The organism is Gottfriedia sp. S16(2024) (genome assembly GCF_050473765.1).
Taxonomy (GTDB): domain Bacteria; phylum Bacillota; class Bacilli; order Bacillales; family Bacillaceae_G; genus Gottfriedia.
In genome coordinates this window covers 4541674-4560508 of the sequence record NZ_JBFLUO010000001.1, presented here as the reverse complement: position 1 = coordinate 4560508, position 18835 = coordinate 4541674, and the positions used below count along the sequence as shown (strand labels likewise).

22 protein-coding genes and 1 riboswitch are annotated in these 18835 nt (G+C 31.6%); of the genes, 13 read left to right on the top strand and 9 right to left on the bottom strand.

The window, feature by feature from the left end; genetic code table 11:
- Positions 1 to 77 precede the first annotated feature (77 nt).
- Positions 78 to 395, bottom strand: a complete 318-nt coding sequence (locus AB1282_RS21925) for a hypothetical protein (RefSeq protein ID WP_429900407.1) — start codon at positions 393 to 395, stop codon at positions 78 to 80.
- Between the two features lie 208 nt (positions 396 to 603).
- Here AB1282_RS21925 and AB1282_RS21920 point away from each other — a divergent pair, with 208 nt between their 5' ends.
- On the top strand, positions 604 to 804 hold the full coding sequence (locus AB1282_RS21920; RefSeq protein ID WP_056475456.1) for a hypothetical protein: 201 nt from the start codon (positions 604 to 606) through the stop codon (positions 802 to 804).
- A 300-nt stretch (positions 805 to 1104) separates the two neighbouring features.
- Here the strand turns inward: AB1282_RS21920 and pdxK are convergent, their stop codons facing one another.
- Positions 1105 to 1920, bottom strand: coding sequence for a pyridoxine/pyridoxal/pyridoxamine kinase (pdxK, locus tag AB1282_RS21915; protein ID WP_056475458.1), 816 nt, complete (start codon positions 1918 to 1920; stop codon positions 1105 to 1107).
- A 201-nt stretch (positions 1921 to 2121) separates the two neighbouring features.
- A riboswitch (Lysine riboswitch) is annotated at positions 2122 to 2299 on the top strand.
- Positions 2300 to 2501: 202 nt separating this feature from the next.
- Between pdxK and AB1282_RS21910 the strand changes: the two genes are divergently transcribed.
- The 3 genes from AB1282_RS21910 (at position 2502) to AB1282_RS21900 (ending at position 5429) form a co-directional block, all read left to right on the top strand.
- The gene (locus AB1282_RS21910; RefSeq protein WP_056475460.1) at positions 2502 to 3971 is read left to right on the top strand and encodes an amino acid permease; all 1470 of its coding nucleotides are present in this window, start codon (positions 2502 to 2504) and stop codon (positions 3969 to 3971) included.
- A 181-nt stretch (positions 3972 to 4152) separates the two neighbouring features.
- Positions 4153 to 4845 carry an MBL fold metallo-hydrolase gene (locus AB1282_RS21905; protein WP_429900404.1) on the top strand — a complete coding sequence of 231 codons (693 nt, stop codon included), beginning with the start codon at positions 4153 to 4155 and terminating at the stop codon, positions 4843 to 4845.
- A gap of 17 nt (positions 4846 to 4862) precedes the next feature.
- Positions 4863 to 5429, top strand: coding sequence for a TetR/AcrR family transcriptional regulator (locus AB1282_RS21900; RefSeq protein WP_056475464.1), 567 nt, complete (start codon positions 4863 to 4865; stop codon positions 5427 to 5429).
- 73 nt (positions 5430 to 5502) lie between these two features.
- Here AB1282_RS21900 and AB1282_RS21895 read toward each other — a convergent pair whose 3' ends face one another.
- The gene (locus AB1282_RS21895) at positions 5503 to 5802 is read right to left on the bottom strand and encodes a hypothetical protein (RefSeq protein WP_056475467.1); all 300 of its coding nucleotides are present in this window, start codon (positions 5800 to 5802) and stop codon (positions 5503 to 5505) included.
- 202 nt (positions 5803 to 6004) lie between these two features.
- Here AB1282_RS21895 and AB1282_RS21890 point away from each other — a divergent pair, with 202 nt between their 5' ends.
- On the top strand, positions 6005 to 6991 hold the full coding sequence (locus tag AB1282_RS21890; protein ID WP_429900402.1) for a zinc-dependent alcohol dehydrogenase family protein: 987 nt from the start codon (positions 6005 to 6007) through the stop codon (positions 6989 to 6991).
- A gap of 247 nt (positions 6992 to 7238) precedes the next feature.
- Here AB1282_RS21890 and AB1282_RS21885 read toward each other — a convergent pair whose 3' ends face one another.
- Together AB1282_RS21885 and AB1282_RS21880 are read right to left on the bottom strand one after the other, a co-directional pair.
- Positions 7239 to 7817 carry a hypothetical protein gene (locus tag AB1282_RS21885; RefSeq protein ID WP_429900400.1) on the bottom strand — a complete coding sequence of 193 codons (579 nt, stop codon included), beginning with the start codon at positions 7815 to 7817 and terminating at the stop codon, positions 7239 to 7241.
- Positions 7756 to 8208, bottom strand: a complete 453-nt coding sequence (locus tag AB1282_RS21880; RefSeq protein WP_429900398.1) for a hypothetical protein — start codon at positions 8206 to 8208, stop codon at positions 7756 to 7758. The genes AB1282_RS21885 and AB1282_RS21880 overlap by 62 nt, the downstream gene beginning before the upstream one ends.
- 485 nt (positions 8209 to 8693) lie before the next feature.
- Between AB1282_RS21880 and AB1282_RS21875 the strand changes: the two genes are divergently transcribed.
- The 5 genes from AB1282_RS21875 (at position 8694) to AB1282_RS21855 (ending at position 13855) form a co-directional block, all read left to right on the top strand.
- Entirely contained in the window at positions 8694 to 9335 is a 642-nt protein-coding gene (locus tag AB1282_RS21875) for a response regulator transcription factor (RefSeq protein ID WP_056475478.1), read from the top strand.
- A gap of 16 nt (positions 9336 to 9351) precedes the next feature.
- Complete coding sequence (locus AB1282_RS21870) at positions 9352 to 10455, top strand: sensor histidine kinase (RefSeq protein WP_429900396.1); 1104 nt, start codon at positions 9352 to 9354, stop codon at positions 10453 to 10455.
- A 156-nt stretch (positions 10456 to 10611) separates the two neighbouring features.
- Entirely contained in the window at positions 10612 to 11547 is a 936-nt protein-coding gene (locus AB1282_RS21865) for an ABC transporter ATP-binding protein (RefSeq protein ID WP_129688594.1), read from the top strand.
- Between the two features lie 36 nt (positions 11548 to 11583).
- Positions 11584 to 12708 (top strand): ABC transporter permease, encoded by a 1125-nt coding sequence (locus tag AB1282_RS21860; RefSeq protein WP_056475488.1) that lies wholly within the window; start codon positions 11584 to 11586, stop codon positions 12706 to 12708.
- Position 12709: 1 nt separating this feature from the next.
- A complete protein-coding gene (locus AB1282_RS21855) occupies positions 12710 to 13855 on the top strand; it encodes an ABC transporter permease (RefSeq protein ID WP_056475491.1) in 1146 nt (381 codons plus the stop codon).
- 306 nt (positions 13856 to 14161) lie between these two features.
- On the opposite strand, the gene AB1282_RS21850 is transcribed toward AB1282_RS21855, so the two are convergent.
- The 3 genes from AB1282_RS21850 to AB1282_RS21840 form a co-directional block, all read right to left on the bottom strand.
- Entirely contained in the window at positions 14162 to 14542 is a 381-nt protein-coding gene (locus AB1282_RS21850) for a VOC family protein (protein WP_056475494.1), read from the bottom strand.
- A gap of 85 nt (positions 14543 to 14627) precedes the next feature.
- Positions 14628 to 15308 carry a bacillithiol biosynthesis deacetylase BshB2 gene (gene bshB2 / locus AB1282_RS21845; protein ID WP_056475496.1) on the bottom strand — a complete coding sequence of 227 codons (681 nt, stop codon included), beginning with the start codon at positions 15306 to 15308 and terminating at the stop codon, positions 14628 to 14630.
- Positions 15309 to 15324: 16 nt separating this feature from the next.
- Positions 15325 to 15669, bottom strand: coding sequence for a YojF family protein (locus AB1282_RS21840; protein ID WP_429900393.1), 345 nt, complete (start codon positions 15667 to 15669; stop codon positions 15325 to 15327).
- 426 nt (positions 15670 to 16095) lie between these two features.
- Here AB1282_RS21840 and AB1282_RS21835 point away from each other — a divergent pair, with 426 nt between their 5' ends.
- Complete coding sequence (locus AB1282_RS21835) at positions 16096 to 16485, top strand: FtsB family cell division protein (protein ID WP_056475502.1); 390 nt, start codon at positions 16096 to 16098, stop codon at positions 16483 to 16485.
- 291 nt (positions 16486 to 16776) lie between these two features.
- A complete protein-coding gene (locus AB1282_RS21830; RefSeq protein ID WP_056475504.1) occupies positions 16777 to 17094 on the top strand; it encodes a hypothetical protein in 318 nt (105 codons plus the stop codon).
- Positions 17095 to 17148: 54 nt separating this feature from the next.
- Here the strand turns inward: AB1282_RS21830 and tatC are convergent, their stop codons facing one another.
- Positions 17149 to 17877 (bottom strand): twin-arginine translocase subunit TatC, encoded by a 729-nt coding sequence (gene tatC, locus AB1282_RS21825; protein ID WP_056475508.1) that lies wholly within the window; start codon positions 17875 to 17877, stop codon positions 17149 to 17151.
- A 333-nt stretch (positions 17878 to 18210) separates the two neighbouring features.
- Here tatC and AB1282_RS21820 point away from each other — a divergent pair, with 333 nt between their 5' ends.
- Positions 18211 to 18813: a metal-dependent hydrolase gene (locus AB1282_RS21820; protein ID WP_056475511.1), complete on the top strand. Its 603-nt coding sequence runs from the start codon at positions 18211 to 18213 to the stop codon at positions 18811 to 18813.
- Positions 18814 to 18835: the final 22 nt, after the last annotated feature.

The window sequence follows — 18835 nt, the reverse complement described above, 5'->3', positions numbered from 1 at the left end:
GAAGCAACGAAGAAAGCGAGCGTTTGTCAACAGTCTGAACGATTAAAATTGCTCTTTAATTTTAAGGTAACAAAAAATTAATTCTCTCCAATCATGCCGACTTTTTTGTTTGTCTTTGTATCTATATAGATAACGATCTTCTCTTCAGGATGATTTCCATTAAAAGTAACAGAATATAGCTTATCTTTATGATAATTTTTATTAAATATTGTAGCATTATTAGGTATGGATTCTTCTTTTTTAACGACCCCATGTTTATCACTTAACGCAGCCTGTTCATTTCTAGTTAGGCTAGAATATGCAATGCCTTGAATATTTTCTTCATTATTTTTTTCACAACCAATTACTGAAAGAAGCATAGATGTTATCATTAATATGAAAAAACTTTTTCTCATAAAATCAACTCCCTTTCTATATATAATAACATGTAATACATAAAAAAATGTTAAATCTTGGTATTTTTGCTTACTGTTCTAAAGTATTGAAAAGGTAAAAGTATATAGGAAGTTGAGTAGAAATTAATAGAAAAAATTAAACGTTTATGATCTAGTTATTTGCGAATTTTTTGAGCTGGTATTAACTATAAGGGAGGTGGGAATTCAGATGGGACAAAACAAACATGCATTACATCTTCACAAGCGTTTGCATACAAAACATAATGAACGAGTTGCTGAGTTTCATAAACAGCACGCGATTCAGATTGAAAATGGTGAAAATGGAAATGGCTTATTAGCTAAATGGGAAAGATATATTTATTTCAAAGGAAGAACTGTAATTAAGGCAATTAAGGGAATCGCTAAGTGAAAATTATGAAGATAGGGGATTGGGAAACCTTTCCCTTTTTCTTATTTTCAAAAAAAAAAGAGGTTATCTTAATACGATTAAATGAGCTGCAGATTGACTGCAAATAAAACCTGAAAATCGCAATTAAAATTGGCAAAACTGAATAAAAACTTGATAAAAATCTGCTAATTTTCTATAAAAAAGATCAATCATATCAGCTGAGATCCCCACTAGCGTCTGTACATTCCCTTTTTTACAATAAAAAAAGGGCGCCTCATTCATCAGTTAATCTGACTTATGAGACAGCCCCATTATTTGTAATCAGCCTTCACCATGTAATCGATAAGCCATGTGGTTTGTTGGACCAACGTATTGATTAATTGGGAATGAGTGACGAATTGCTTCCGTAATGAATTTCTTTGCAGTGTAGATTGCTTCCCTTGGTTCTGCTCCTTTAGCAAGCTCTGCACAAATCGCTGCAGAGTAAGTACAGCCTGCTCCGTGAGTATATGTAGTTTCAATTCTGTCAGATTCTAAGTGCTCTATTTTTTCACCGTCGAATAATACATCTATTGCATTTTCATGCTGAATTTTGCTTCCACCTTTAACTAAAACAAATTTAGCACCTAATTCATGGATTTTGCGTGCTGCTTCTTCCATTTGTTCAACAGTGCAGATTGGAGGCATTTTAGCTAATTGAGCTGCCTCAAATAAATTTGGCGTTACAACTGTTGAAAGTGGTACTAAAATTTCTCTTAATGCATCATTCGTCTCTGGATGAAGAGCTTCGTCATTTCCTTTACAAATCATAACTGGATCTACAACTACTCGATCAATATTATGTTTTTTGATTGTTTTTCCAGCTAACTCAATTATTTCAATTGAACCAAGCATACCTGTTTTCATTGCTTGAATACCAACGCCAACAACGATTGTTTCTAATTGAGCTGCAATTGTATCTATATCAATTGGAAATACTTGATGATGCCAATGATTATGAGGATCCATCGCTACTAATGTTGTAATTGCACTCATGCCATAAACATTACGTTCCTGAAACGTCTTAATATCAGCTTGTAATCCAGCTCCACCACTACTATCAGATCCCGCAAGTGTCAATGCTTTATAAATTGTCATGTGAAAAATTCCTCCTTTGAATTACATAGAATTATTATACAAAAACATATGTGCTACGTACAAGACAAGAGTATTCTGAAGCGAAAATCAAGAGATACATCTCTTAAGTTGAGTCTATTTTTGTCGAAAAACCTATTGACAAACTAGATTAATAGATTGTATATTGAGTTTATAAAAATTAATTTAATATGATCTTTATCTCGTCTGGATAGAGGCGCAGTTTTGATTAGTCGTTACTTTGAGGTTTATGGTACCTGTGAAAAGTAATAAAAGGTGAAACTGCCGAAGTAATAAATTTACCATTTAAATTTATTATTGGGCCTATTGCTGAATAAGCATAGGACTGTCACAAGATTTCTTGTGGAGGGCTATTGAAGAGATGTTGATGCTGTTTGACACATATAATTTGGGTCTTAAACACGTGAACATTGCTTCACGTGTTTTTTTGTATTTTACCAGATTTTCCAAGTCTTTACATATTGACGAAAATACTGAGTAAAATACACATCATACAACACTTTTATACCGTCCCATATTCTCGCGTAAAGATAAGATTGCAAGAATCAAGAGGAGGCAATAAGATGGGACTAACAAACCCTAAAAATGATAAAGTAGTATCGAATACTCACGATGGTTCTTTAAAAAGGGGCCTTAAAGCAAGACATTTAACGATGATTTCAATTGGTGGTTCAATTGGGACAGGTTTGTTTTTAGCTAGTGGAACTTCAATTAGTCAAGCTGGTCCGGGTGGAGCTGTTTTAGCTTACGGACTAATTGGTATTATGGTTTATTTCTTAATGACTAGTTTAGGTGAAATGGCGACGTATTTGCCAGTTTCTGGTTCATTTAGTACTTATGGATCTCGCTATGTTGATCCAGCATTTGGTTTTGCTATGGGTTGGAATTATTGGTATAACTGGGCAATCACTTTAGCTTTTGAATTATTAGCTTCAGCAATGCTGATGAAATATTGGTTCCCTCATTCTCCAGCAGTATTATGGAGTGGAATCTTTTTAGTGATTATATTAGGTTTAAATTTACTTTCAGTTAAAGGTTACGGTGAATCAGAGTTTTGGTTTTCATTAATTAAAGTTGTAACTGTAGTTGTCTTTTTAGTTGTTGGTATTGCAATGATTTTTGGCATTTTAAGTGGACATCATGCAGGTTTTAAAAACTTTACTGTTGGAGATGCTCCGTTTCATAATGGATTTTTAGGTGTATTATCAATCTTTATTGTTGCAGGTTTCTCATTCCAAGGTACAGAGTTAATTGGTGTTGCAGCAGGTGAGACAGAAAATCCAGAAAAAAATGTTCCAAAAGCAATTCGTCAAATTTTCTGGCGTATCCTTTTATTTTATGTTTTAGCTATTATCGTAATTGGTTTATTAATTCCATATACAGATCCTGATTTAATGAGAGGCGACGTGGCTGTTAGTCCATTTACTCTAGTGTTTGAAAAATTAGGTGTTGCATTTGCGGCTTCTGTTATGAATGCAGTTATTTTAACTTCAGTTTTATCTGCAGGTAATAGTGGAACTTACGCTTCGACTCGTATGTTATATACTCTAGCAGTCGAAGGAAAAGCTCCTAAATTCTTAACAAAAGTAAATAAAAATGGTGTTCCTACAAATGCTTTATATGTAACACTTGCAGTTGGTTCACTTGCTTGTTTATCTTCATTTTTCGGTGAAGGTCAAGTGTATACTTGGTTATTAAATTTATCAGGATTATCAGGTTTCCTTGCTTGGTTAGGTATTGCGATTTCTCATTACCGTTTCCGTAAGGCTTATGTTGCTCAAGGAAAGGATTTGAAAGATTTACCTTATCGTGCAAAATGGTTCCCACTAGGTCCAATCTTAGCATTTTTAGCTTGTTTATTTATTGTACTAGCTCAAAACTGGCAAGCTTTCACTGGTAATGCAATTGATTGGCAAGGTGTACTTGTTTCATACATTGGAATTCCTGTGTTTTTAATTGTTTGGCTAGGTTATAAATTTAAACACAAAACAAAAGTTGTTTCTTATAAAGAGATGGATTTATCTAGAAAATAATTTTAGTCTGAAAATCAGGTTTATAGATTTTATCTAAATGTAGCCCTTTCATCTTGGATGGAAGGGTTTTTTAGTTATTTTAACGATTTTTACATAAATTTGGAATTTTTGTTCACAAAAACTAATACCTTTAGTATTATAAAACTAAAGGTTTTAGTTTTTATTATTAGGAGGGTATAATATGAAGATTACGAAAAATAATTATCTTTATGAGTTGAGCTTTTTACCCAATTTCTTTCCTGTAAATTGTTTTTTAGTTGAAGAAGAAAACGAGCTTACATTAATTGATACAGCACTATCTTTTAGTGCGACTAAAATTATTGAAACAGCTAATCATATAGGTAAAAAAATTACAAATATCGTTTTAACACATGCTCATGGCGACCACGTAGGATCGCTTGATCAATTAAAATCACTGCTTCCTGATGCAGTCGTCTCCATTTCAAAACGAGATTCAAAATTATTAAAAGGAGACACTAGTTTAGAAGCTAGTGAGCCAAATACTCCTATAAAAGGTGGCGTTCCTAAAAATATCCAAACTATTCCGGATCGGTTATTACAGGAAGGAGACACTATTGGGTCTTTAATTGCAGTTGAGGTTCCCGGTCATACACCTGGTTCAATGGCATTTTTAGATCAACGTACAAATGCCATTATTGCTGGTGATGCTTTTTCATTAAGAGGTGGTTTTGCGATCTCTGGTCAATTAAGAATTTTATTTCCTTTTCCATCTATCGCAACATGGAATAAAGATGCTGCGCTAAATAGTGCTAAGAAAATTAGTGAATTAAAACCTACATTATTAGCAGTCGGTCATGGTACGATGTTAAGCAATCCACAAGAAGCAATTGATCGTGCCTTTAAAAAGCAGTAAGTGGAGGAGTATACGCAATGTCACCAAGAATTGGATTGAATTTTAATGAATTACTGAGAACTTCAATTAAAATTGTTGATACAGAAGGGTGGGAGGCTTTAACGATTAGTTATCTTGCAAAGAAGCTAACGATTCAACCACCATCGATTTATAATCATATTAAAAATTTGGATGAACTAAAAAATAGTGTTGCATTACATGGGATTACACAGCTTTATGAAAAACTTCGTGAATCAGTTGAAGGTAAGAATAATGAGAAGGCAATTTTTGCATTAGCTTTTGCTTATCTTGATTATGCTAGAACTCATCCAGGTTTATATAAAGCTACCTTATCTCCGTCTCAAACACCAGGAGATGAGTATCGTTTAACTGGGAATAAGATATTGAACTTAATCTATGAAGTATTGAAGCCGTATAATTTAACTGATATTGAACTTATTCATGCGGTAAGGGGTTTAAGAAGTTTGCTACATGGTTTTGTTTCGCTTGAAAAAAGTGATGGATTTGGTATAAATATTCCAATTGATGAAAGTGTACTTTTTGTATTGAAAAATTATGTAAGAAATTTGAAGCCAGATCTGTAATAATAATTAAAAGGATAGGAAGGTCTAATACCCTCCTATCCTATTTATAGAGAAAATACGTTAATATTTATAATTATGCGTTTACGCCGTCTTTGAAGTTTTTATTCCAGTTTTTATCTCCCACATGCTCAAGATCTTCAGTAGTACGTTCTAATACGTCTATTAGTAACGTCTTCATATGGTGAATATTGTTATAAAATACTTTTTCTTCTTCTAAATCTGGTTTTGCATGATGAGCTGCCTTGATTGCTGTTTCTTCGCGAAATCTTTTAACTTTTAAGTCTAACTCATCAAAGACGTGTTTTACATACTTTACAATATTTCTATGGTTTAACGTATTTCTCTCATTTAATTCCTCTAATTTGTTTACCATAGTCATTTTCCTCCATGAATTAAGATTAAAAGATTAATATTGATTATACTTAATCAACGTGAAAAAACAATATAAATTATAAATTTTTAACCATTATAATCAAAACCTTAAGATTCAATTTGAGGTCAAAAGTGTATTTTTTTCGATCTGATATATGCTACAATGACTTAAAAATATTTTCTATTTTGCATAGGAGGCTATTATGAAAGCAATTGTGATTCATCAATATGGAGATAGCTCTGAGTTTAAAAATGTTGAAATTTCAATACCGAAGCCATCTGGTCATCAAGTTTTAGTTAAGGTTTCTGCGACTAGTATTAATCCGATTGATACAAAGATTAGAAAAGGGATTGTACCAAATGCGTTCCATCCTAATTTTCCGATGATTTTACATAGTGATTTTTCTGGTGAAGTTGTTGAAGTTGGTGAAAATGTTTCACGTTTTTCAGTTGGAGATTTTGTTTTCGGTTTAAATGTCTTTACTGGTGCTCTTTCAGATTATTTTTTAATAGAAGAATCAGTAATTGCTAAAGCTCCAAAGAATTTACCAGTTCAAGAAGCAGCAACTTTACCATTAACAGCTATTACTGCATGGGAGGCACTTTTTGAAAGAGGTAATTTAAAACAAGGTGATCATATTTTAATTCATGGCGGGGCAGGTGGTGTTGGTCATCTAGCTATCCAGTTGGCGAAAGCATTTGGAGCTACTGTCACGACAACAGTTTCATCGAAAGAAAAGGCTGATTTAGTTAAAAATCTAGGTGCAGACCATGTCATTAATTACAAGGAAGAGACCGTCCAAGAATATGTTAACCGCCTAACGGATGGGCAAGGATTTGATCTTGTTTTTGATACTGTTGGCAAAGAAAACCTAGATAAATCATTTATTGCAGTTAAACCAAAAGGTACTGTTTTAGCAATCGCAGCACGTTCGACGCATGATTTAACACTTTTACATAACAAATCTTTATCTTTACATGTAATTTTTATTCTGCTTACTCAAAAAACTGAGGAAGGGCGTAAAGAACATAGTACGATTTTAAATAAAATTGCTACTTTAGTTGAAGAAGGAAAGCTAAAACCGTTGATCAATCCAAAATCTTTTACATTTGATCAAGTGAAGGACGCTCATGATTACTTCGAAAATAATGAAGTACAATTTGGTAAAGTATTAATTGAAAATAAGTAAACTTTTTAAATCCCTTTTGCATATGCATGGGGATTTTTTTAAAAAAAATTTTTGAATGATTCCAGGTCTTATTAATGTGACTAAGTATTTAAGTTATTTTGTTCAAATTTCAAATAGCAATTTTAGATATTTTTGGATTTTGCACAGAATTGCACCAATCAATAAAAAAAAAGCCCAGATTTCTGAGCATTCTAGTTTTTAGAGCTATATTTTTATCTTTATTGTGGAGATTAGTTTTAATTATGATTTATACTTTTACGACTGTATAATGATTTAATACAGGTACCTTTGTATATACGTCACCTACATATTCCCATGTTCCGCTACCCATAACAGCTTTTCTATATTGCTTATATTTTTTAACTTCGATATCTTTATGAATTAACAGTTTAACTGCTTGTCCCTTATATGGAGATTTTACTACAACCCCAGTTCCACTAATAGTTCCCGGAGTTACCCCAAGGGAATAAGCACCATATGCAACGGTTATTGTAACTGTAACTTTACTTCCACCTTCTGACCAATAAAAACTTCCTGGTGAATGAAATATAGTCCCCTTTGGTGGTTGACCTGCAGCATAACCAATTTTGACTTTTTTTGCTGTTTGAGTTCCCGCTAGTTCATTTTTATATTCATACAATGGAGTTCTTGCTTTATTATTTTGTTGTTTTAATTGCAGTTGTTCTTCTCTATCAATTTCTTCTTGAGGTACAGGTATTACAAAAGCTTCTTGGCTTGTCTCATCAGTTGGAATTTCTTGTGCATTAATTGAAGTTGAAGATATTAAGATGCTTAAAAAGACTAGTAAACTTACTATTTTTTTCATAATCAAACTCCCTACTTTCATAATTTGTTTGGATATATGGGTTTGCATCAATCTGTTTAAAATAATAAGTCTTTTCATTTCTCATAATCTTGAATCCACTATTTTTATAAGTGATTTCTACTTTATTAAAAATCGAACTTTGTATAATATATTGGGATTCTGTTTTTCTTAAATAGGTTCCTTTATCTAATTTTCCATTACCTTGTAAATCTTCGTAATAATAATAAAATGTATAATCATTTTCTGGATCAAAGACGATTGATTCAAAAGGCAGTTCTTTGCATAAAAATGTACCTCTCAATAAAAATGTCTTATTTGGGGAATTACAACCACTAGTTAAAAATACCAATATAAATATAATGAGTATTTTTATCGTATTAAATTTTTTCATGAACTTATTTTTCTCCTGTAAAAAGACTTGTAATGTTTACTATTTACTAACTTAATAAGGGGAAAAGTTTACCTTTTCATTTTGCCGGCGTTAATTAATGTGTTAACTTATTTGTAATTTTTTTGAAAAAGTTAGAAGTATATACAAATAAGTTAAAGGGTAAATATTTTTTAGTAAAATTTAACAGAGCGCTCAATTGAATTTTACTAAATATTTCGAGAAATTTCACTTCAACAATTGAATAAATTGTGAAATTTATCACAAATGTAGAGTTCATGTGTTTTTCTTTACCTTTTTATTAATGAATACGGAAAGCTAATCGTTTTAAAGCAATAAACTTATGTAATGAATGGATTTATTTTTTGAAATCAATGAGCTAATCTTTCTCTTCTCATGGTAATTAGTCAATAGTGGTATATAATGGAAATATAATTCGTGGAATAAAGGATGTGAAAACGAGGTAGAAATTTTCTCCCTCTATTCAAATGAAAATAAAATTAATTATTGCTGATGATAATTCATTTATTAGAGAAGGTCTTAAAATCATATTGAGCTCTTATGAAGAGTTTGATGTATTAGAAACCGTAAATGATGGGAATGAAGCGTTCAAATATTGTCAAAATAATGAAGTAGATGTTGCGCTTTTAGATGTTCGAATGCCAAATATGAATGGTGTAGAAGCTACTAAGCATATTTCCGAGCAAACTAAAACGAAGCCACTTATTTTAACGACTTTTGATGATGATGAGTACATTATTGATGCTGTGAAAAATGGCGCAAAGGGCTATTTATTAAAAAATAATGAACCAGAACGAATTCGAGAAGCGATTAAAAGTGTTTATCATGGAAATACAGTCATGCAAGATTTAGTACTAGATAAAATTAGAACGAATTTAGCAAGTAATGTGAGTACAACAGATACGAAAATAGATACGAGTTTGTTTACCCAAAGAGAGTTAGATGTAATGGCACTAATTGCAAAAGGGTTTTCGAATAAGGAAATTTCTAAGCAAATTTTTATTTCTGAAGGAACAGTTGCTAATTATATTACTTCAATTCTTGGAAAAACAGGGCTAGAACATCGAACACAAATTGCTATTTTCTATATTACTGGGAAAGTAGACTAACGCGAAGGAGTTACATATGGAGCGTTGGATTATTTTAAATAAACTCTCTATTATCTTATATATAGCTTTAATTTGTATTCAAAATGAAATTCCTAATTTCTCTTGGGTACTTTTTGCATTACTTGTTTATTTTTGTTTGAATATTAGTCTTTATTTAATAAAAAATAGATCGTTGATAAAACTTTTACTAATCTTATCAATTTGTTTAATTGTCTATTCCAATTTAAAGATTCAGCCATTATTTCTTTTACTGCTGTCAGTGTCGATCTTAGAGCTCGTTTCTTTTTTTACTTCGAAAAAATGGATTGGTTGTTTTCTTGCATTACTTCCAATTTTCTACTTACCAAAGTCTTTACAGCCTATTTATGGATTAATTTCATTATTTAGTTTTATCGTCTTTTCGATTGTTAATTTGTATAACACCAGATTACAGTTTAAAGAAGATCAAATTGACAAGATGAGGAGTACGATTCAAAAGCTTTCAAAAAAGATAAATAACCATAATGAGTTTATCGAGCAATCGGAATATACCTTTAAATTGGAGGAACGAAATCGTATTTCTCAAGAAATACATGATAAAATTGGGCATTCAATGACTGGTGCGCTATATCAAATGGAAGCAGCTAAACATTTAATGAGTACTAATCAGGATAAAGCATTAGAATTGCTTCAAAATGCGATTAATATTTCTAAGGATGGAATTGAAAACATAAGACTCACTTTAAAAAATATGAAGCCTCCAACTGAACAAATGGGAATTCATCATATGAAATTATTCATAGATGAATTTTCTGCTAAGCATGATTTAAAAACATTGTTTGTCTATAAAGGAAACCTCGACCTTATTACACCAATTCAATGGAAAGTAATTCAAGAAAATGTAGTTGAGGCTTTAACAAATACGATGAAATATGCAGATGCTACAGAGGTTTCGATTGAAATACATGTCATGAATAAAATGATAAAAACAAATGTAAAAGACAATGGTAAAGGGAAAGTGAAAATTAAAAAAGGTTTAGGCATCATTGGGATGGAAGAGAGAACAGCGGCTATAAACGGGAAAATAATAGTTGATGGTTATGATGGTTTTTCAGTTACAACTTTGCTTCCAATCCAATAATTTCATCATGTGATATGAATTTCTATTAAGTCCATGATGATTTTGCCTAAATAAAAACATGAATATTCTCATGTAAAAAGGGTGAACTAATACACTGATATTAGTTCACCCTTTTGCTTATAATAGCATCATACACAAAGCTTAAGAGGTGAGAGGATGAAAGTTTTAGAGATAAAAAATTTAACTAAAAAGTTTGGGGATTTTATAGCAGTCGATAATATGTCTTTATCAATTGAAGAAGGAGAAATTTTTGGATTTCTTGGAGCAAATGGAGCAGGAAAAAGTACGACAATTAATATTATTTCAGGGCTACTTCGAAGTAATCAAGGTACTGTAGAAATCCTAGGTAAAAACAGTAAGAAGAATAGTAAGTTCGCAAAAATGAATATTGGAATGGTACCTCAGGACTTAGCTATTTATGAAGATTTAACTGCCTATGAAAATGTTAGATTTTTCGCTGGACTTTATGGTTTAAGAGGTTCGGAATTAAATGAAAGAGTAGAAGAAGCGCTACAATTTGTAGGGTTAGAAGATAAATTTAAGGAATATCCAAAAAATTTCTCTGGTGGAATGAAGAGAAGATTAAATATTGCGTGTGCAATTGCACACCGACCTAAGCTTATTATTATGGATGAACCAACTGTTGGGATTGATCCACATTCCCGAAATTATATTCTTAATAGTGTACGTAAGCTTAACGAAATGGGCTGTACAATCATTTATACGAGCCATTACATGGAAGAAGTTGAAGAAATATGCTCACGTATTTCAATTATTGACCATGGGAAAATCATCGCTGAAGGAACGAAAGAACAGCTTAAATCGATTATTACGAATACAAAGGATATACGAATTGAAGTTAAAACGACTGAAAACATTGATGTTACTGAGCTAAAAGCGATTAATGGCGTAGAGAATGTTCATATTTTAGATAATGTTATTACGATTACTTCAGATAATGGTGTGAATAATCTAAATAAAATCATTCAGCATTTTATAAATAATGAAATTGAAATCAGTTCATTACAGGAAAATGCTCCTAACTTAGAAACTGTTTTCCTTACATTAACCGGTCGAAATTTGCGTGATTAACTTCATGAAAAATTATTTAACAAGGAGGCAATTGACTTGAACATTTTTAATATTGCTTTCATGGAAATTAAGCGAGACTTTCGAGATGTAAGGACCTTATTTTTTATGTTAGCTTTTCCAATCATTTTAATGCTTGTTTTAGGTACTTCACTTTCAAATGCTTTTACAACATCCGTCCCGATTAAGGATGTGCATGTTTTATATAAAGATCAATCTACAACTGGTGAGTTTTCGAAGTATTTTAACGAATTAATTAAAGGTACGAAAAAGTCTGGGATTCATTTTAAAAAAGCGGCGAGTAATACAAATGGTGAGAAAGAAGTTAAACGAAATCATTATGATGGCTATATTTCTATTCAAGATAACGGAATTAAGCTTTATATAAATGAAGGAAACAGTGTTGAAGGTAGCGTTATTCAAGGAATGTTAACTTCTTTTGTAGATAAATATAATGTTGGAGTTGAAGTTGCAAAAATTGACCCAACTCAAGTTAAAGAAGTCTTTTTAGGTAATTCACATGACGATTATATTAAGGATACTTCCATTGCATCAAATAAACAGCCAGGTTCAATGGATTATTACGCGATTGCAATGACGACTATGATTGCTCTTTATGCTGCAATGTCTGCAAGTAAGTTGATTACTGGAGAAAGAATGAGAAAAACAGCTGATCGATTAATCGTTTCTCCTATTTCTAAATTTGAGATTTTTATAGGGAAAATACTTGGAAGTTTGGTTGCTAACTTTCTGTGCATTATTGTAGTTGTCTATTTCAGTAAATTCTTTTTTAAAGCTAACTGGGGTAGCCATCTATTATTAGTCTTTATTGTTTTACTAACGGAAGTTCTTCTATCAATTAGTTTAGGATTGGTTGTAAGCTATATTACGAAATCAAATGCATCATCTAGAGCAATTATCATGATTGTTGTGCAGTTATCTTCATTCTTTGGTGGAGCTTACTTTAAATTGGGCGATACTAGCGGGTTTTTAAAAATCATTACACATTTTTCCCCACTTACATGGGTTAATACTGCAATTACAAAAATTATTTATGCAAACGACTTGTCAGCTGCGATTCCTGCGCTTGTCTTTAATATAGGTTTTTCATTGTTATTCCTATTTCTTGCATCTATTTCTCTACAAAGAAGGGAGGGACTGTAAGATGCAGACAGTTTTTTGGCTAATTTCGAATACTTTAAGAGCTACTTTTAAAAATAAGAAAAATGTTATTATGTATATTTTAGTACCTCTAATTGGTATTTTTATTTCCTTTCTAGCTTATGGTGGTTCAAATAAAACGATTGTTCACGTTGGAGTTGTCAATGAGGATCATCAATATATTGCAAATGATACGATTATGTTTTTAGAACACTTAGATAACGTTCGTATTGAAATAATAAACACTTCTGATGCCAATGATAAACTTGCTTCAGGATCACTTGATTGTGTTATTTCGTTCCATGATGGCTTTACAGATAGTGTACGTTCTGGTAATCCAGATCATATTCAAATATCTTCTATAAAAGGTGCTCAAATTACGAGCTTTGTAAAATCTTATTTATACAATTATATCGATAATGTTTCGGCAATTAGTAAAGTGGCAAAAACAGACCAAACTAAATTTAATCAAATGTATTCCAACTACCAAAATGCAAGCTTCAAGGTAGCAACAAAAACATTATCAGATTCATCTCAGTCTGAAAATATGACGACATATAGTTTAGGCTTTTTGATTATGATTATGTTAATGTCTGCAGGGAATCTTTCTGAAATTATTTTAAAGGAAAAAGAAAATCGAATTTACTACAGACTTTTGTCAGCACCTATTAATGCTAGAAAATATATTTTCTCAAATGTTGTAGTAAATATGATTGTAATGACTATTCAAGTAATTATTACGCTTCTCTTTATGACTAAAGTGTTTCATATTGATATTCATATTCCGTTTTGGGAAGCGGCAATTGTTATGATGCTTTTTGCTTTGATCTCAGTAGGAATCTCATTAATGATTGTGGCGTTCTCAAATAGTTCAAAATCATCTGGAGCATTACAGAACTTAATCGTTGTTCCAACTGTCATGATCTCCGGTTGTTTCTGGCCAATTGAGATTATGCCATCATCAGTACAAAGAATTGCAGATTTTCTCCCTCAAAGATGGACGTTAGAGACTTTGGCTAAGTTGCAACAAGGAAGCAGTTTAGGAAGCTTATATTTAAACATTTTAATCCTTCTAGTTTTTGCGGCTGCATTTTTCTTAATTGCTATTTATAAGTTTAGTCGTAATAGTTCTACTAGAAATTTTGTGTAAGTTTGAAAAAATATAAAATGCTCAATAGAGAAAAAGGACATTAAATGAACATTTATTAAAAATGAAATTATCATTTTTTTGATGATCTATTAATGCTTTTAAATTTTAATATGTTTGACAATTTTATGATTCCAATAACACTAGTAAGTTTTTTTCAGAAGTTAAAAATAGTATGAGCTAATTTTTAGAAAAAAAAATTCAATTGATTAGTTTATTAATTAATGTTCGATATTAATTGACAAGGTTGTTTTTCAATAGCTAAAAAAATCCATCTCTTTTTAGAGATGGATTTTTTTAGCTATTTTATTAGTCCATTGAACTACAAATTTCAATAAAATGTCCGTCTGGATCTGCTACATATGCTACTGTTTGACCCCATGGCTTTGTAATTGGTTCTTTGATGATATTTACACCTTTTGTTCGTAAATCTTCTATTGTAGAATTCACATCATCAGTTACAAATCCGATTTCAAAGGTTTGAGAGGTTGCCTCAGTATATTTATAATTTAATCCAGTAAGCTCTTGAACATTGCTACGTTCAATCATAGCAAGTACGGTATTGCCTGTATCTAATTCTACATACGTACCATGATTTCCACGAATAGGAAGGCCTAAAGACTCAGTATAGAAAGTAAGAGATTTTTCTAGACTTGAAACATATAAAATTAAATACCTCATTTTCAACATTTCACTAACCTCCAGAATAGTTTAATCTCTTTTTCTTTCTACATAAATAAGGTTTTTACCTTCTTATATTGGTTTTTGCAAGTTCTTATTCAAACTGATAAGTATAGAATGATTCCTTCGCAAAAAATGATTTTAATCGATCATCGGGTATATCCTCAAATTTTTCGATTTTTACAACGTCTTTTAGCATCGCTTCTGTTTGAGAACGGTGTGCTTTCATTGTTCTTAGTTTCTGGGTTGCTACATCCATTACATCATTCACGATATCTGGTTTCCCTAATACTTCAAAACGTTCTTTTGTAATTGCAATACACCATACTGTTGGACGATCTTCTTCATCCATTCGTCGAACTGCTTCAACAGCAGCTCTTGCAGTTGCATCATGGTCGGGGTGGACACCATGTTCTGGATAAAAAGTAATTAATAATGTTGGCTGAATCTCGTCGATAATTTCCTTTATTGGATTAATTACATCCTCAGGGTTTTCGAATTCAATTGTTTTATCATGGAATCCGAGCATTCTTAAATCTTGGATTCCCATTTCTCTACAAGCGTCGATTAATTCGTTTTTACGTATTGTAGGAAGTGATTCTCTTGTTGCGAAAAATGGATTTCCCATATTTCGTCCCATTTCTCCTAAAGTTAAACAAGCGTATGTAACCGGAATCCCTTTATTTGTAAACTTAGAAATCGTTCCAGCAGCCCCAAAAGCTTCATCATCAGGGTGAGGGAACACAAGTAATACTTTTTCTTGTTTTTGACTCATTTTTAGTGCTCCTCTCTTAAAATGGCGTATAGCTTAAATGTATTGCGATTGCAAGCTTTCCATCCTCATTATGACCTGCTAGTAGGAGGCGACCTTGGTCATCAACTTCAAAATCAGTTAATCCTTCTGCAACAACCCAGCCTTCCTCAAGCTTTAGTCCGACACGGTATGGGTATTTGCCTGTGATCGTAGCACGGCTAATGATTACTTTCGTATTTCTGATAAAGGCATTTACTGTCATTACTTTTTCATTAAAGTGATTAGCATATGCACCATTTGTAGTTTCTAAATGTAAATAGACTGTTTGATTTATATAATTTTGAAGTGCTTCTTGGGCAGCACCAATTTCTAATTTTTGCATTTTCTCGTACCTCCTTTAAAAAGTATTATAATCCAACTTTCCCTAAATTGGTAATTTGTTGGCTTGTGATTTTGAACATAAAAAGATCCCTATCTAATTGGGTGATAGGGATTGGGGGGATGTGTATAACATGATTACTAAAATTTAACTGTTTAAATATTCAGTTAATTTATATTTAATATACATGATGGGAAAATATTCGTCAACCACTTTTGTTAAAAAAATTTAAAATATTCAAAAAATAAGAAAATGAGGTAATTAATGGTATCTTTTATTGATAAGATACATGACGAGAACTCGACAAAAAAGACGAGTTTTTGTGTAAAATAGTCAAATTTTTACTTGTTTTACCTTTTTTTTCTTTTCTAAAAAGATATTACTTGTTAAACTAGAGTAGAATAATATTTTTAAAGGGAGGTTTTTAACGTGAAGGCAGAAGCACGAAAGTTATATAATCCACAAAGAGAAGAATTAAACAAGCCTTCTCGTAATCAATTTCCGCAAACTCAAAAAAGAAAAACAATAAGAATCCATCGAATCATTTTGACAATATTATTTTTGTCTTTCATTGTCGTGTCTGGAATATATATGTTTAGTCAAAACAAGATCGCTTCGGCAAAGCAACATGAACTTTCAACATTACATGTCGAACAAAAAAAAGTGGCTAAAACTGAAAAAGATTTAAACAGACAGATTAGACTATTAAATGATCCGGATTTCATAGCAAACTATGCGCGTGATCAATACATGTTCTCTAAAAAAGGAGAAACAATCATCATCGTGCCGAAATCAAAAGATGAGATCAGCTCAAACTAACAATTAATTAAACTAAAAGATTCTCATATAAATGGGAATCTTTTTTCTATTTTTATTATAGAACTAACGTTCGTTTGGTGCAAGTTTAAAGTCGAACGTACAAACTCAAATAGGAAGAAGGGAATAGAATTTTTTAGTCTCTTTTACATTTTTCTCTTATAAACATACTCAATTTCTTATCCTTTTGTTGTCTATTTAGTTCTAATTACCCACGATTTCTACAAAATTTTTACTATTCTGAAAAATACATCTTTGTTATAATTTAAATAAGCTTAAATAAGGAGGATTAACATGAAAAAGTTCATTTACGTTTTTGCTATTTTAATTGTACAAGTAATTTTGACGTTCCTTGTTAGTGTTCTCTCGGATTCATCGGCTAGTAATATTGCTATTATGGTAGGATTCGTTACGACGGTCTTCCTTTATTGGAAAACAGCTAAAAAAGTAAGTTATACTCCATTGCAGCGGTATCAATGGTTGCGTGCTGCTGGATTAGAATTTAATGATTTACATAAAGATTTTCAAAGAAAAATTGCTATTAAAGCATCGTTAATTTATAGTTTTTCAGGTTTGGTTGTTACTTTGTATACATCACATATTTTATTATGAGGAATAGTCAAGAAAAAATGGACAAGCATGTTAATTGCTGTCCATTTTTGTTTTTTATTCTGATTCATGTTGTAGTCGTTTAATACGTCTTCTATATGCAAGTGATGAAACAAGAATACTTAATTCGTATATAACTAACAATGGTAAGCTTGTCATCATATCAGATACAAAATCAGGCGGTGAAATTGCTGTTCCGATAATAATAAGGATAAAATATGCAAATCGTCGAGTTTTTCTTAAAAATGCCGGTGATACGATTCCGATACTTGTTAAAAATAGTATAATGACTGGTAAATCAAAGAAAAACGCAAAAGGAACAACTAAGTTAAATAAGAAGCTAAAATAGCGTTCAGCTGTGAATGTAACTGTTACTAAGTCTTCTCCAATATCCTGTAAAAATTTTAAAACGTTTGGAAAGATGAAATAATAGCCAAATGCTAATCCACAAACGAACAATAAGAATAAAGCTGGTATGTAAAGCATTGTGCTTTTTCGTTCTTTTACATGCAAGGCCGGCTTTACAAACGCCCATATTTGGTAAGCTATGACAGGGATACTACACGCGATCGCGAACACCCCACCAATCATTAGATAAATCCAAAGGACATCACTTGGACCAAGCGCTAGAAGCTTTCCATGCAAATCTTGAACAAGGAAATTGAATATAGCTTTCGTATAATATAATCCAATCCCTAAAAAAATAACGAATGCAACAATAACTTTTATTATTCGATTTCGAAGTTCATCTAAATGGTCAATGACACTCATTTCTTTTTCTTGCATAATTTCCCCCAAAGCAAACTGTGAAAGTATTTTATTACACTTTAAAAAGTAAACTGGCTAGCGACGTCGATTACTTGATGTAGTAGCCAATTCTAGGAATAAAGTGTAAGTGCAACTACGTCTTTAGTCTTCGCCCAAAAGGCTTACAAACCGACTAGTTTTCTATAACACCTAAGCTTCCTATATTTTGTCAGAAAAAAGAACAATCGTCAATGAATATAAAGACATTAATTATTCTTAAATTACCATCATTTGCTAATATATTCATATGAAAACTAACCTTATCCGACTATAATAAAAGTATGAGTATGTAAGATAAGGAAGGTAAATATTTTGGATGGAAAAAGTCATGTAATTGTAGGATTATTTGCAACTGGTGTCACAATGTATGCAACAAAAAATGATTCTATGACCGTCCCACTTATAGTTGGTGCAATCAGTAGTTTAGCTCCTGATTTAGATCATCATAATAGTTCATTAACAAAAAAAGTTTCAATGCCGCTAAAAGTTCTTTTCAGCTTATTATTTTTAGCAGCTACATTATTTATTGTTGTGAAAACAGGGAAATTAATTTATTCTGGTTCATGGATTTATGCAGTAGGTATTCTCACATTATTTATTGTTTGTGTTAGCTGGTTACGGAATATAAAAACAATATTAATGTTAACAGGCATATTAATTGCAGTTATTGGTTGGTTTTTCTTTCATGGTTATTGGTCAATCTTTGCGCTTGGAGTATTTGTTGCTGTTTCTTCGAGATTAAAGCATCGTGGACCAACTCATTCCCTTTACTTTTTAGCTTTTTGGTGTGGAATTTGTTATTTGCTGCAAAAAGACTTAATGATAAATGGATTATGGTTAGCTGGTACAGTCGGTTATTTTTCGCACCTATTAGCGGATCAGTTGTTTACAAAACAAAGTATTAAGTGGTTATAGGCCTCTTTAATTATCACATTTT